Below are 15,053 nucleotides of genomic sequence, written 5' to 3'. Positions count from 1 at the left end.
CGCCTTTATTCTTCGATCTCAGATGCCGGGGCTTGAGGTTTCGCCACCGGAGGGATTTTTTTAGGATCAGGAACTTCTTCACCTTTCGCTTCTGGTGGTTTTTCCATGTCCTCGGTTAATTCATAAAGTGCGTCGAGTAGGGGCTGCGGAATTTCAAAGATGGTATTGTGTTGTGAGGATCCGGCGACTTGGATGTTGCCGGAAAGACGTTTTGTGAACACGTATTCTCGGGTCTCTGTGCGGTCGGTTTCACCTCCAGGTAGTTGTATTGTTGCACTTAATTTAAACATCCATGGCAGCGTTTTATCTGAATCGAGGATGTAGGCGGCTGCATACGAATCCCGGAGGTAGCTTTTGACTTGAAAGTTGCGAACTGCGTCGAGCAATACCCGGATGTGCTGACCGCGGTTGCTTTCCAGTTGCTCGAGTAAATTGTCCCAGCGGATGTTTTCTTGCGGGAGCTTGTAATCGAAGATGGTTTCTTTAGTGCTGAGGTTCGTTAGTTTGAGCGCACTGATACGTGCGGCCGATGGGAGTGTGTCAAGTGTGCGGTTGCGGTAGTAAGAGGTATTGAGCGGGATCATATCCAGAGTATGACGTCGTTCCACTTGATAGATGAAGTCTGCCTGATTGGTCTTTGCGTAGAGTGATTCGTTGGCATCTTTGCTATCATCTTCGGGGTGGGCGAGTGTGAGGATGAGTGGAGGGCCTTCTGAAAAACTGAGCGTGACGATACGACGCGGATTGTTAAAGCCCAGCCGCTCGGTGTCGCTGGGGGAGGGGGCATCCACGGCGAAACCGCTGGCTCGCAGATTCGAGAGATCCTGCATTAATCGTGTCATAATCACGGGATCCGCCCGGTGTGGTTGGATTTCGTCTTCTCCCTTGCTTTCCAAAACCTGCCAGTCGCGCTCACCGGTTTCGAGTTTTTGTAAACGTATTTTGCGACCATTCTCGGAGATGTTGATTGCTGAGAGTTTGCTGTGGTCGAAGTTAATGAAGTTACGTTCTCGTAGGGCTTCCTGTGCTTCACGTAAGGCATCGAAAGGGCGTGCTAATAGTGTGAATACTGCAGGGTTGTCCTCCAGCTTTGCAAAATACTCTGGAGGACCTTTGGCATCGGGCGCTAAGTTACCAATGATGAGTGTTTGGCGTCGTTTGTTTCCATGTATAGTGACTCGCATGAAGGGTGTCTCCAAACCTTGTAAAACTGGATCGAGTTCATCTTCTTCGATGAATCGTCCTACTTTGGCTGCGGTCAGAGTGTTAATTGTGTTGTCAACAAGGGTCGGGTCGGCTTTTGCAGCAAGTGGCGCCTCGAAGCGCCATTCACCGTTACTACGTGCAAGTCGCACTTTCAGTGAGCTGCCATCGGCAGTGCTTTCGGAGCGTATCTGAAGGCCGAGTGCGTCGACTTCAAAGACCGGTATGTCAAAGACTTCTCGTGTTCTCAGATCGTTTAGGCCCACAAGCAGGCCGTCGATGACTTGACGGTTAACTACGAATATCTCGCGTCCGTTGGGGCCTAATAAGTAGACGTTGTTTCCGATTTCGGTGAGTGTGCCGATACTGAGGGAAATAGTCTCCTTACCTTCCGCGATGACTAGTTTTAGTAGTGGGTCATCCAAACCATAGTCGGCGAGAGTTTGACCGGTTTTTTCGATTTCGTCGACTGGAAAGGAGGCATCTTCTTCCAGAAATTGCAGTTGGTTAAGTATGCGGTTGATGGCAAAATAGTTGGCTGACCATTGCATCGGCTGGGTGATACTCCATGTCGAACCCTTGCGTTCCAATATCCGGGGAGATTCCAAGCCGCGTCCGTGTAGCTCTATACGATCGGCATCGATTAGTTCACGGCCGATTTGTCCGGAAAGGCCGCTTTGCGTGATCTCCACTTGATTTGCTTGTTTGCTTAGATAGGCAATCAAGCCGAAAGTTATGATGTTAAGCGCGAGTAGAAAGACTGTAAATTTGAAGCGCATATTCTTAGCGGCGGCGGATGAGGTAGATGAGCAAACCAAGCAGCGCTGTGGCTCCCGGTAGGATGGCAAAATAGATTAAAATACGATTGAGGTCGCGTTCGCTCATGACGACTTGATAGCTTTCCAGTGGACGGGTGGCTATATTTAGCAGGCTATTACGTGAAAGTGCCCAGTTCATCGAGTTGAAGAATAGAGTGCGGTTTCCGAAGGCGCGCAGGCGATTGTTCGTGATAAAGTCAGAATTACCGAACGCGACAAAACGGCCGCCCGGAATGTTGATCCCCAGTTCGGTTCCGGCTGTGCGCGAGGATACCGTTGCGATCGTGATGGGGCCCTTTAGATCGCGACCAGCGTCATATTTGAGTGGGTCTTGTGAGCGGTAATCACGTTCACCCCAGCTTTGGTCGGAGGTGCCAATGATCTGGGTTACTTTGAGGCGTGGGTCTTTGAGTGAGCCGGGATCGGTGCGCATGGGGCGTGGTTGACCAAAGAGTGCGGTGATTTGGTAGTCGACCAGTAAATTGGTGATGGGGTGCTCTGCAAAACGGCGAATGATTAGATCGCCGCCTTGGGAGCGATAGTCGGGGCCGACATCGACCACGACCATGTCATCGGCTAGGACGCCCCAGTCGTAAAAAAGCTCTTCCATGCCATGGCGACGACCGGGATCGATTAGTACAATCATACGTCCGTTCCGTTCGTTCATGTAGCGGCGTAGTTTTTCCACTTCTTCGGGCAGGAGGCTGGCTTGTGGGGAGGGGACGACAATCAGATTCGCGTCGTCGGGAACATTTTCATCCACTGCCAGGTCGAGGGTGGCGAGGCCGTAGTTACGTTCCCGTAGGAAGGCTTCCAATTGTGAAAGTCCTCGTAGTGGATCAACATCGTCCAGTCGCATTTCGCCGTGGCCGACGAGAAAGTAGATTTTGTCCTCATCTTTGGAAGATACATCGATGATCGCAGAAGTGATGGCCTTCTCGCCACGAAAGCCGGCGATCTGATTGTTTTCGACTTCATACAGGTCGGCTTGGCGGATTTCGCGTGTGCGCTCGCCCATGGCGACCAAAATGACGTTTTCCTGAGTGAGGTTATATTTGTTAGTGAGTTCTTGCGCGCGCTTACGTTGGCGGTAGATATCGACGAATTCGATATTGATATAGGCTTTGCCATTGTGCATGCCTGCTGCTTCATATTCACGGAAGAGCTTTTGCAGGTGCTGATGAATTTGTTGCAGTTCCGCGATCTCGGGATCATTGGGGATCGTGACAATGATATCGACAGGTTCCTCCAGCTCGCGAATGTAGGCTTTTGACTCTGGGGCGAGGGTATAGCTTCCGGACTGTGTGAGGTCGATCCGTTCGAAGTATTTGGCAGCTAGATAGTTGAGCGAGGCAATTAAGCATAGGCCTAAAATGATTTGCACGGACCGATTGATGACGCGAAAGCGGCGTGCGACTCGGAATTCGTTGAAACGGTTAATTTGCATTGGGAACGGGGGGCTTTAGGCTTTCGCTTCAATGACCAGAGTGGAGAGACCTAGCAGCAGGAAACTGGTGCTGGCATAATAAAAGAAAGGGCGGGTGTCGATGATGCCGCGTGAGAAGTCGTCCAAGTGCTCGAAGATCTGTAAGTAATTGACAGTGGCGATGGCCCAGGCAGAGAGATCGCCGCTTGCATCTGCTAGATTGCCCATTTGCTGGCCGCCGATGATGACGACAAAGAGGGTCGTGAAGCTCAGCATGCCTGCAACAAGTTGGCTACGGGTGACGCTACTGGAAAAGATACCAATTGATATGAAGAGGAGCCCACTGGTGGCTAAGAAAAGAAAGCTGCCGGCCAAGGGAGCGATTTCGAGTAGTGCCCCACTTTCTGCTGCGTGTGGATAGAGTTTTTGAGTGATAAATGGGAAACCAATCGTAAGTATCCACAATAGCATATAGAACAGATAGGCGCCGGCAAATTTGCTTAAAATGACCGCGACTCGCGAAGTCGGGGTCGTCATCAAGGTGTCCAGGGTGCCGATGCTGCGCTCTCCTGCGATGCTGCGCATGGTAAGTAAGGGTACGACAAAAAAGACCGGTATCCAAAAAATACTGAAAAACTGAACTGTGGGGAGCGTTTCCGAGGGAGTATTGACCATTCCACGCAGAATTGCCCAATAGAGGAATCCCATTAAGCTGAGAAATAATACTGCAGCGATATAGGTGGGTGGGCTGATGAACAGCATGCGTAGTTCGTGTTTGAGAAGTATGAAAAAGTGGCGCATTATAAAATGACAGAAGACTGATGAAAGGGAGGCTGTTAGCTGCGGGTTGTGGTCTAAGCGCTGATCTTGGGTTTGGTTTCGATGGTTTCTTCCCAGGAGCGTTTGGTCGCAGCTAGAAAAATCTCTTCTAAATTGGGCACGCGCGAGGCAAGGCTATGTAGTGTGAATTCACTTTGATTGCTGAGTGCCTGGATGAGTTGTGGACCAAGTTCGCCGTTATTTTCCAAGCGTAATGTCAGTCTGGCTCGATTTTCACCCTGCGGCGTGTTTTCCAGGATGGAACTTTTCAGACCACGTTGTTCCAGGCAAGTGCTGACAGCGCTTTCATCCCCTTCCACAATCAGGCTGAAACGATTGCCTGGGAGGAACTCCTCGCGTAATTCATCACTGGTGCCTGCGGCAACGATGCGTCCGCGGTTAATTATAATGACTCGATCGCATGAGCGTTCGATTTCGGGCAGAATGTGGCTGGATAGGATGACCGTATGTTTGCCTCGTAGATTATCGATCAGCTTGCGGATGCCCTGAATCTGGTGAGGGTCGAGGCCGATTGTTGGCTCATCCATGATGATCACTTCCGGGTCACCTAAGAGTGCATCCGCGATGCCGACACGTTGACGGAAACCCTTGGAAAGGGTGCCGATAATCTTTCGGCGGGCGGTTCGGGCGAGGTCGCAGATCTCCATTGCTTCTTGTACCGTGCTACGTAGCTTTCGACCGGGCACTTCTTTTAAGCGGGCACGGAAACGTAGATATTCTACCACGCGCATGTCGTCTGGCAGTGGGTTGTTCTCCGGCATATAGCCGATCTTGCGTTTCACCTCGTGCGGATTTTGGGCTACGCAGGTGCCACCCACCCAAGCTGAGCCGGAGGTGGCGGACATGATGCCAGAGAGAATGCGCATTGTAGTGCTTTTACCGGCTCCATTCGGACCGAGAAAGCCCACAACTTCTCCTGGGTTGACTGTGAAATTGACTTTGTGGATCGCGGTCAACGCGCCGTACTGGCGAGTGAGGTCTTGGACGCGTATGCTAGGGGTGGTCTCCATAAGTGAGTGATTGACTCGTTGGTTTCGTTAATTGTCTGATGAATCCTTCTGTCTACATGAAAAAACTGTCGGCATCAAGGCTCTGTAAGGGGTATTTTGTCGGAGTTCCATTTACGAGCTGGATTGCTTGCTGAATGAATGGATATGCTGGAAGCCGGCTATGATAGTGGCTTCCAGCGAGGTCAACGACTCGGTAAGGCGTTTATTGGTCCAATGGCGCTTGAGCGCTTTTTCCGGTGAAGTAGTCTTTGTATTCAGCCAGACCGTCATCAATGGCATCAGCGACCACGATGGATGCGGAGAAAAACATAATAATGGCATTGGATACGGCATCATTTTCTTCAATGACTTTGATCCGATGCGAAAAGGCTCGATTCAAAATTTCAAGCTGTTGGTAGAAAGCTTTGAGTTCATTCAGCTTCCAATCTGCATCACCGCCTTCTTGGTCGACGAAAAATTGTTGCGTCAGGTATGCGCTGACCGTGCGGTACAGCGTTTCAGCGAAAGAACAAAAGGGCATATGGAAGTTGGCCATGATACGTAGCTTTTCCAATATTGGGCAGCCACTAGTTGCCATTTGTAGACCCAGCATGGAATTGAGTGCGCTTTGTAGGTCACATTGTTGATGAAAGATACGGCGATGGGTCACCACACTGAGGTCAATCTTTTCGAAAGATGCGAAGGTCTTGAAAGTGCTTAAGACTTCGTGCACGCGTATTGCGGCGGGACAATATTTACATTCAGTTGTCTTGAGGGGGCAATTGGGGCATTGGTTTGAGGATAGTTTGGTCCACGACGGGTAGTATTTTGAGCCGACTGCGGCTGTGTGACCTTCAAGCGCATTTTGATCTGTTTTAATTGTAAAAACCAATTCTTCTTGTCCGAGCCTGAAGACGTATTGAATGGTATTGGGGCTTGTTAAGTTCACGCTTTGATTGAAACGGTGATATCCCTGAGTGGCAAGCTGCATAGCTGATGATGGAATTCAGAGAAATGTTACTCATTGAGTCTATGTCAGCGTATTATGTGTGATCCTGTGAATTGGGGAGCTTATCTCCGCAAACCTTGCAGAAAGTGGCATCGTTGTCGTGATTTTCCCATCCGCAGGCAGGGCAGATACAGTCAGTGTTTGGGGATCGAGGGCGTGGATGTGTCATTTCTGCGGTGACGATTGCTGTCGGTACGGCGATAATGCCATAGCCGATGATCATGATGATAGAGGCGAAAAACTGTCCCATCGGAGTTTGCGGGGAGATGTCTCCATAGCCTACAGTGGTCAGAGTGACGACTGCCCAATAGACGCTTTTAGGGATACTGGTGAATCCGTGTTCGCTACCTTCAATCAGATACATGAGTGATCCGAGGATTAGCACTAAGTTGAGCACAGCAAAAATAAAGACTGCTATTTTACGTGCCGAAGCGCGCATGGCTCGCATCAGTAGATTAGCTTCGCCGATATACTTCGCGAGTTTAAGCACTCGAAAGATTCGTAGCACCCTCAATACTCGCAGCAGCATCAAATAGTGGGCACCTGGGAGTAGTAGATCAATGTAGCTTGGCAGAAGTGCGAGTAGATCGATGATGCCGAAGAAACTGCGACTATAGCGTGCTGGTCGCTCTGAAACATACAGTCGTAGGGCGTATTCAGCAGTAAATAATGCAGTGATCAACCATTCTATGATATACAGTTTTTGTCTTACATCTGCCGAGAGACTGGGAAGACTTTCCCAGAGTACGATGCCTACACTGAACAAGATGGCGAGTATGAGCACGATATCGAAGGCCTTCTCATCCCATCGTGTGGATTGGAAGATGATGCGTCGGCACTCGGATCTGAATCGTCCTGACATGGGGGCATGGAAGCTGCGAAGCGTGGTATTGGCAAGGTGGGAATTTGGGGGTGTTGGTGTGTGTCTACGCGAAAATCGATGAGCTGTTGGCTTCACCTATTGGAGGTATGATGATTCAAGCGATTGATCACCTCGCATGGGATACGTCCACGGAGTAACAGGCGTCATTTTATACGGTGGGTGACCAAGGCATCGTTACTAGTTGCTCCCTGCGTTGATACAAAAAAGACCGCAGCTCTGATGAGTTGCGGCCTTTTATAATGATTTAGCGCTAGCTCCTAACTCCTTTTTATGGAAGCTTGGTGCTGCCCATTAGGAACTTATCGCACTCGCGTGCGACGGCGCGGCCTTCGTTGATGGCCCACACGATGAGCGATTGCCCGCGACGCATATCACCTGCAGCGAAGACACCTTCGATGTTGGTTTTGAATGTGCCGTAGTCTGCTTTCACATTGGAGCGGGCGTCGAGGTCGAGGCCGAGCTCTTCGGCAATCGTTGCTTCAGGACCGAGGAAGCCCATTGCAAGGAGCACGAGTTCGGCTTCGAGTACACGCTCGCTGCCTTCGACTTTCTTAGGAATGAAGCGGCCGTTGTCGTTGGTCCACTCGATGTTGTGGATGTGCACGCCCTTGACCTTGCCTTCTTCATCGCCTTCAAACTTGCTTGAGGTGACGAGGTATTGGCGTGGGTCTTCGCCTTGGATCTCTGCAGCCTCTTCTTGGCCGTAGTCCATCTTGTAAGTCTTGGGCCATTCGGGCCATGGGTTGTTGGGTGCACGCTCGGTAGGAGGCTTGGGCATGATCTCGAGTTGAGTGACGCTCTTGCAGCCGTGGCGCAGTGATGTGCCCACGCAGTCAGTGCCAGTGTCGCCACCGCCGATGATCACAACATTCTTGCCCTTGGCGAGTTCGGTGAATTGCTCGGACTTGCCGTCCTTGATGTCCCAAAGCTCCTTGGTGTTGGGCCCGAGGAACTCCATGGCGAAGCGGATGTTGGTCAGCTCGCGACCTTCGATCGGAAGGTCACGTGGCTTGGTGGCACCGCAGCAAAGTACGACAGAGTCGAACTCTTCCATCAATTGCTTGGCTGGAATGTCTTTGCCGATTTCAACACCACATTTGATCACGACACCTTCAGCCTCCATTAGCTGGGTGCGGCGTGTGACCACTTGCTTCTCCAGCTTCATGTTGGGGATACCATACATGAGTAGGCCGCCTGGGCGGTCGGCACGTTCGAAGATGGTAACGAGGTGTCCGGCCTTGTTGAGCTGATCCGCGGCTGCAAGACCTGCAGGGCCAGAGCCGACGACTGCGATCTTCTTGCCGGTGCGCTCTTTGGGAGGTGTGGGGGTGACCCAACCTTCGTTCCAAGCTTTGTCGATGATGGAGCACTCGATGTCCTTAATGGTGACAGGGGGCTCGATCACACCGAGCACGCAAGAGCCTTCGCAAGGTGCGGGGCAGACGCGGCCGGTGAATTCGGGGAAGTTATTGGTCTTCATCAAGCGCTCGTAAGCGTCCTGCCACTTGCCTTGATAAACGAGGTCGTTGAACTCGGGGATGAGGTTGTTGACGGGGCATCCGCTCGCCATGTTGGCCAGTGTCATGCCTGTGTGACAGTAAGGCGTGCCGCAGTCCATGCAACGCGCGCCCTGTGTCTGTACTTTTTCTTCGTCGAAGTGTTCGTGAATTTCATCCCAGTCCTTGACGCGTTCGAGTGGCGGACGATTCGCAATCGTCTTGCGCTCGAATTCCATAAATCCAGTTGCTTTACCCATAATGTATAAGTGTGAAGGTGTTTAAGTGTGAAGGTGAGGGCGGCTTAGTGACCGGCTTTCACGTTTTCTTCGAATGCGGCTTGGACTGCGTCGTCGCCTGCGAGGCCACGCTCTTCGGCGCGTTTGACGGCTTGTAACACGCGCTCGTAGTCCTGTGGTAGAATCTTGAGGAACTTACCTGCCGATTCGGGCCAGTCGTCGAGGATGCTTTGTCCGCGTTTGGAACCGGTGTAAGCGACATGCTTCTCGATCTTGGCTTTGATCAGGTTCATTTCCTCGTCGCCGCATTCGATCAGCTGATAGACGTTGACCATGTCGGGATTCAAGCGGTTTTGAACAAAATCGCCTGCCTCGTCGTAGACGTAAGCCACACCGCCGGACATACCAGCGCCGAGGTTACGGCCGGTCGTGCCGAGGTTGATGACCATGCCGCCTGTCATGTATTCGAGTGCGTGGTCACCCACGCCTTCGACGACTGCTTCGACACCTGAGTTACGCACGCAGAAACGTTCACCGGCCATACCTGCAACATAGGCTTCACCCTTGGTGGCGCCATAGAAGCAAACATTACCTGTGATGATGTTTTCGTGTGCGACGAATGAGGATTCCGGATCGGGGCGCACCACGATCTTTGCGCCGGAGAGGCCTTTGCCCAGATAGTCGTTGGTGTCACCTGTCACGGTGAAGGTCATACCCTTCGGGCAGAATGCGCCGAGTGATTGACCTGCAGAACCGGTGAGGTTGACCTTTACAGTATCTTCCGGCAGCCCTTCTGCGCCATACTTGCGTGAGATTTCGGCGCCGGTGATGGTGCCGACCACGCGATTGATGTTCACGATCGGTAGGTTGATTTCGACTGGCTTGCCTTCTTGAATCGCAGGTTGCGCTTGCTCGAGGATCTCGCGCATGTCGAGCGAACGGTCGAGCAGGTGATCTTGCTTCATTTGGCAGTAAGTGCCGACTTCTGGACCTACGTCCGGACGGTAGAGAATCTTGCTGTAGTCGAGTCCCTTGGCCTTCCAGTGGTCGATGGCTTGGCGCATTTCGAGTTTGTCCACGCGGCCGACCATTTCGTTGATGGTGCGGAAGCCGAGCTTCGCCATGGTTTCGCGGATTTCTTCAGCGATGAACTTCATGAAGTTGACCACGGCTTCTGCATCGCCGTTAAACTTCTTGCGCAGTTCAGGGTTCTGAGTCGCGACACCGACCGGGCAAGTGTTCTTGTGGCAAACACGCATCATCAGGCAACCGAGTGCAACCAGTGCGGTGGTGGCAAAGCCGAATTCTTCCGCGCCGAGCAAACAAGCGATCGCGACGTCGCGGCCTGTCTTGAGCTGGCCGTCGGTTTCAACCACCACGCGAGAGCGTAGGTCGTTGAGCAGCAATGTTTGATTGGTTTCAGCGAGGCCGAGCTCCCATGGGGCACCTGCGTGCTGGATGGAAGAGCGAGGCGAAGCACCTGTGCCGCCGTCGTAACCAGAAACGAGGATGACGTCGGCCTTGGCCTTGGCCACACCCGCAGCAATGGTGCCGACACCGACTTCGGATACCAGCTTCACGTTGACACGTGCTTTGACGTTGGAGTTCTTCAAGTCGTGGATCAGCTCCGCCAAATCCTCGATCGAGTAAATGTCGTGGTGCGGAGGAGGGGAGATGAGTCCCACGCCAGGAGTGGTGCCGCGAGTCTTGGCGATTTGCGGTAGCACCTTGTGGCCGGGCAGTTCGCCCCCTTCGCCAGGCTTCGCGCCTTGGACGATCTTAATCTGAATTTCATCGGAGTTGACCAAGTAGTGGCTGGTCACGCCGAAACGTCCGGAAGCGACTTGCTTGATCGCAGAGCGACGGCTGTCACCGTTTGCATCCGGAGTGAAACGATCGGGATCTTCGCCACCTTCACCGGTGTTAGAGCGACCACCGATGCGATTCATCGCGATCGCGATGGCTTCGTGGGCTTCCTTGGAGATCGAACCGTAGGACATCGCGCCTGTCTTGAAGCGCTTCATGATGGCTTCGATCGGCTCGACTTCTTCGATCGGGATCGCCTTGGACTCGTCGAACTTGAAGTCCATCAAGCCGCGGATGGTGAACATCTCCTTGGACTGGTCGTTGATGACGTTGGAGTATTCTTTGAATACGCCGTAATCGCCAAAACGAGTCGCCATTTGCAGCTTGTGAATGGTGATCGGGTTGAAGAGGTGGCGTTCGCCGCCGGCACGCCATTGGTAGATACCACCAGTGTCGAGCGCATCGCCGCGCTCGTCGTCGCGTGGTGCGAAGGCCTTGCGGTGGCGTGAGTGTGTCTCTTTTGCGATGCATGGGAGGCCAATGCCTTCGATGCGAGTCGCGGTCTTAGTGAAATACTTCTCGATGACGGATTCGTTGAGGCCAATGGCTTCAAAGATCTGCGCGCCGCGGTAGGATGCGACCGTCGAGATGCCCATCTTGGACATGGTCTTGATCACACCGTTGAGGTTGGCCTTAAGGAAGTTTTGGCATGCTTTGTCAGCGTCGACCTTGACATCGCCGCGCTCGACCAAGTGGCGAACGGTTTCCAGTGCGATGTAGGGGTTGATCACGTCAGCGCCATAGCCTAGCAGTAGCGCGAAGTGATGCACTTCGCGTGGCTCACCCGATTCCAGCACGATCGAAACGCGAGTGCGTGTGCCTTGACGAACGAGGTGGTGGTGGAGACCCGCCACAGCAAGCAGTGCAGGGATCGGCGCCTTCTTCGGGCCAATCTTGCGGTCGGAAAGGATGAGGATGTTGACACCATCACGGATGGCAGCGTCCGCATTTTCGAAGAGTTGCTCCAGTGCCGCTTCCAGACCCTTGCCGGAGATGCGAGGCTCGGAAATGCTGTTGTGTCCCGCGTCGAGGCCGCCTTCAGCCGCTTCGAAAGTAATTGGTAGTCGACTGGATTTGAAACCTGACAGGTCGATGTTGCGCAGCTGTGCCAGTTGGCGACGGTCGATCAGAGGAGATTCATATTTGATCATGCGGCAGCTGTCAGGGCCGGGGCGAGTGAGATCGCTTTCGGAGCCCACAAAGCTGACGCTGGCAGTGACTAATTCTTCGCGGATGGGGTCAATCGGTGGATTGGTGACCTGCGCGAAGAGTTGCTTGAAGTAATTATACAGTAGCTGCGGCTGATCCGACAGCACCGCCAGTGGCGCATCGTTGCCCATGGAGCCGAGCGGTTGCTTGCCCGATTCCGCACTGGGGGCCAGAATGAAGCGCATGTCTTCAAAGGTGTAGCCAAAAGCTTTTTGGCGAGTTTCGAGCGTCTCGAAGTCATCTTCCACCATGCCTTCAGCAGGGGGGAGGTCTTCGGAATTGACGAGGTTTTCCTTGAGCCATTGGCCATAAGGTTGCTCGGAGGCGATTTGCTCTTTCAGCTCTTCGTCGCCTACGATGCGACCTTTTTCCATGTCGATTAGGAACATGCGACCTGGCTCCAAGCGGCCTTTCTTGACTACGTTCTTAGGCTCGATGCCTTCCAAAACGCCCACTTCGGAAGCTAGAATGACCTTGTCGTCGGCAGTTACATAGTAGCGCGAAGGACGCAGACCATTGCGGTCGAGCGTCGCGCCGACTTGCACGCCGTCGGACATCGCCATCGAAGCAGGACCATCCCAAGGCTCCATCATGCAGGCGTGGAACTCATAGAAGTCGCGCTTGTATTGTGGCATGCTCTTGTGGCGTTCCCAAGGCTCGGGAATCATCATCATCATGGCATGTGCTAAGCTACGGCCAGACAGTACTAAGAACTCTAAGCAGTTGTCGAATTTCTGGGAATCGGAGCCGTCTTCACGGATGATTGGCAGAATCTTCTTAAGGTCATCGCCAAATACTTCGCTGGCCAGTTGCATTTCGCGGGCGTGCAGCCAGTTTTCATTGCCGCGCACAGTATTGATCTCACCATTGTGGCAAAGGAAGCGGAAAGGCTGTGCGCGAGGCCAGCTCGGGAAAGTGTTGGTCGAGAAACGCGAGTGCGTCAGCGCCAGCGCAGAATCCATGGCTTCGTCGGACAGGTCTGGGAAGTAGGTCTCGAGCTGCTCCGTAGTCAACATGCCCTTGTAGGTCATGGTGCGGCTCGAGAGCGAACCGATGTAGAACATCGCATCGTCGTCTTCGCCAGAGTAGCGGATGCGGTGGGTCGAAAGGTGGCGGATGATGTAGAGTTTACGTTCGAAGGCGAGACCCGCTTCAACAGATTCGCGCGATACGAAGAACTGACGCATGCAAGGCTCGCAGGCAGCGGAGGCCTTACCTAGGATTTCGCTACGAACCGGCACATTGCGCCAGCCGATCATCTTGAGGCCTTCTTCGACGACGATCTCTTCGATGATTTTTTCTTCGTGCGCGCGCTCCTCAGCATCTTGCGAGAGGAAGGCGAAGCCGACCGCGTAATCACCTTCCGCAGGCACTTCAAAGCCACACTCAGTCGGGCAGACTTTCTTAAAAAAGTTATGCGGCAACTGAATGAAGATGCCTGCGCCGTCCCCTGTAATTGGATCACAGCCACAGCCACCACGGTGGTCGAGGTTGACGCAAATCTCCAGCGCACCTTTAACGATGTCGTGTGATTTACGGCCCTTCATGTCGACGATCAGGCCGATACCGCAGTTTTCGTGTTCATTCTTAGGGTCGTATAGGCCCTGGGCTTTGGGTTGCGTATAAGTGTTGTCCATATCTGTCTGTAAAATAAAAAATTAGGGACGGCATCTGTTGCCAGTTGCGAGGCAGTGGCAACAGATGTATCGAGGGAGAGAAATCCCAATGTCTAGAGTCAAAAAGAACCAGCAAAGTAGTGACTCGGGGTTAGCTGTCTAGGAAAATTACCCGATCTAGCCAAATGGAGACCATTTTTCGCGCCAAATAACGGTTTAAATCGCCGAATTTATCGTCATTTGAGCCCAATTAGCCTTTTTTGAGCGATTTTTTTAAAAAATCGCTCAAAAAAGGCAATGGGCTTTGCGCCATGGCCTATGCATGCTCATTGGCAGGAGCGATGCATGCTTGCTGGATTCTTGGGCTAGAAGAAGCGCACTGTCTTAGAACGCATTGCCTCGTGCTCCTCATCGGTGCAGGGTGCATTGATGGGGGCATCCGCTTGAGTGTTATTTTCCGATACCAATTCGTTGCTTAGCATATAGTTCTCGACTTCTTCGCCGCTGACATCAGCGAGCATGGTGCCGTTAATTTCTACGCATGGAGACAGTGGTTGGCCGGATTTTTCAACCATCTCCGCATATTGATCGGGATTGTTGATGATGTCACGGTCTTCATATTCTAGGCCGTATTTTTTCATGATGGCGCGAACGCCCATGCTCCAGCCACAGGTAGGTTTTAGGTATGCGATGATTTTCATAGTAGTTTGCTCTGTGTGGTGGATTTTCGGAACTTGTCAACTACGAGGATTTGCGAGCCAGTACCCAATCGACTAGTTTGCTTGTGTTATCTTCATAGGCCCAAGCGGCGCGCAGGAACTCTGCGGGATGAATTTTATTTTCTTTGAAAAATTTTCGATCGCCGCCACAGCCATACATGGTATCTGCGGGTAATTCACCGCGTAGTTTTGCGAATGCTTTGGGAATGATGCGAGGCAACCAGACAATGCCTACCGCTTCTTCCTTTTTCGCAGGCAGTGTGCTGGAATCGAGTGTTTTGCGAGAAGGCATACCCGATTGAACGGTCAGAAAATAATCCCGACGCGCCTCGCACACCATTAGAAAGCTTTCAAAATCAGGTTCTCCGTGATTGATGAAATCTTCTACATAGTCGTATACATCCATCGTATTTAGTCCGAGGGAGGCCAGTTCCGTCAATGTGCCCGCGTCGAAGTAGCTGTCCGGTTCGCGGTTACCGGTTTCATATGTGGCGAGCGCGTCTTTCCAGATGTTTTTTAAAGCTTTTTGGTAAGTATAATGGTTCATTGATTACTTACAATAAGGGCGCCTGTCTGAAAAACAACTAGTCTTGCAGGATTTTTAGATGAGTCGTTTATTTTTTATAATAACCATATTTTGAACGGTGTCCAAGTTGTCTACGATCCGAGTGGTGATGCAAGGAGTTTGGTAATGCGTGGATATAGGTGACTGAGGTCGATTTTGCGGAACTGACTTTGAC

The 15,053-nt window shown here is 52.2% G+C and carries 10 protein-coding genes; all 10 read right to left on the bottom strand.

Translation table 11 applies throughout. The annotated features are described in order from the left end of the window. Positions 1–5 precede the first annotated feature (5 nt). A complete protein-coding gene (locus QEH59_RS05670) occupies positions 6–1,982 on the bottom strand; it encodes a DUF4340 domain-containing protein (RefSeq protein WP_308984392.1) in 1,977 nt (658 codons plus the stop codon). A 4-nt stretch (positions 1,983–1,986) separates the two neighbouring features. Next, positions 1,987–3,468 carry a GldG family protein gene (locus QEH59_RS05665; protein WP_308984391.1) on the bottom strand — a complete coding sequence of 494 codons (1,482 nt, stop codon included), beginning with the start codon at positions 3,466–3,468 and terminating at the stop codon, positions 1,987–1,989. 15 nt (positions 3,469–3,483) lie between these two features. After that, positions 3,484–4,248, bottom strand: a complete 765-nt coding sequence (locus tag QEH59_RS05660; protein ID WP_308984390.1) for an ABC transporter permease — start codon at positions 4,246–4,248, stop codon at positions 3,484–3,486. Between the two features lie 53 nt (positions 4,249–4,301). Then, entirely contained in the window at positions 4,302–5,297 is a 996-nt protein-coding gene (locus tag QEH59_RS05655) for an ABC transporter ATP-binding protein (protein WP_308984389.1), read from the bottom strand. A gap of 202 nt (positions 5,298–5,499) precedes the next feature. Next, positions 5,500–6,225 carry a DUF6901 family protein gene (locus tag QEH59_RS05650; protein ID WP_308984388.1) on the bottom strand — a complete coding sequence of 242 codons (726 nt, stop codon included), beginning with the start codon at positions 6,223–6,225 and terminating at the stop codon, positions 5,500–5,502. 94 nt (positions 6,226–6,319) lie between these two features. Next, positions 6,320–7,147, bottom strand: coding sequence for an ion transporter (locus QEH59_RS05645; RefSeq protein ID WP_308984387.1), 828 nt, complete (start codon positions 7,145–7,147; stop codon positions 6,320–6,322). Positions 7,148–7,436: 289 nt separating this feature from the next. Next, positions 7,437–8,924: a glutamate synthase subunit beta gene (locus QEH59_RS05640; RefSeq protein WP_308984386.1), complete on the bottom strand. Its 1,488-nt coding sequence runs from the start codon at positions 8,922–8,924 to the stop codon at positions 7,437–7,439. 44 nt (positions 8,925–8,968) lie between these two features. Beyond that, a complete protein-coding gene (gene gltB, locus QEH59_RS05635; RefSeq protein WP_308984385.1) occupies positions 8,969–13,615 on the bottom strand; it encodes a glutamate synthase large subunit in 4,647 nt (1,548 codons plus the stop codon). A 344-nt stretch (positions 13,616–13,959) separates the two neighbouring features. After that, a complete protein-coding gene (locus QEH59_RS05630) occupies positions 13,960–14,295 on the bottom strand; it encodes a glutaredoxin family protein (protein ID WP_308984384.1) in 336 nt (111 codons plus the stop codon). A gap of 40 nt (positions 14,296–14,335) precedes the next feature. Beyond that, positions 14,336–14,860, bottom strand: a complete 525-nt coding sequence (locus tag QEH59_RS05625; protein ID WP_308984383.1) for a hypothetical protein — start codon at positions 14,858–14,860, stop codon at positions 14,336–14,338. Positions 14,861–15,053: the final 193 nt, after the last annotated feature.

The sequence above is a fragment of the Thalassobacterium sedimentorum genome (assembly GCF_031127905.1).
In the GTDB taxonomy this organism is placed as follows: Bacteria; Verrucomicrobiota; Verrucomicrobiia; order Opitutales; family Coraliomargaritaceae; genus Thalassobacterium; species Thalassobacterium sedimentorum.
The sequence above is the reverse complement of the archived record's forward strand: the minus strand, read 5'-3'. Positions and strand labels throughout refer to the sequence as shown.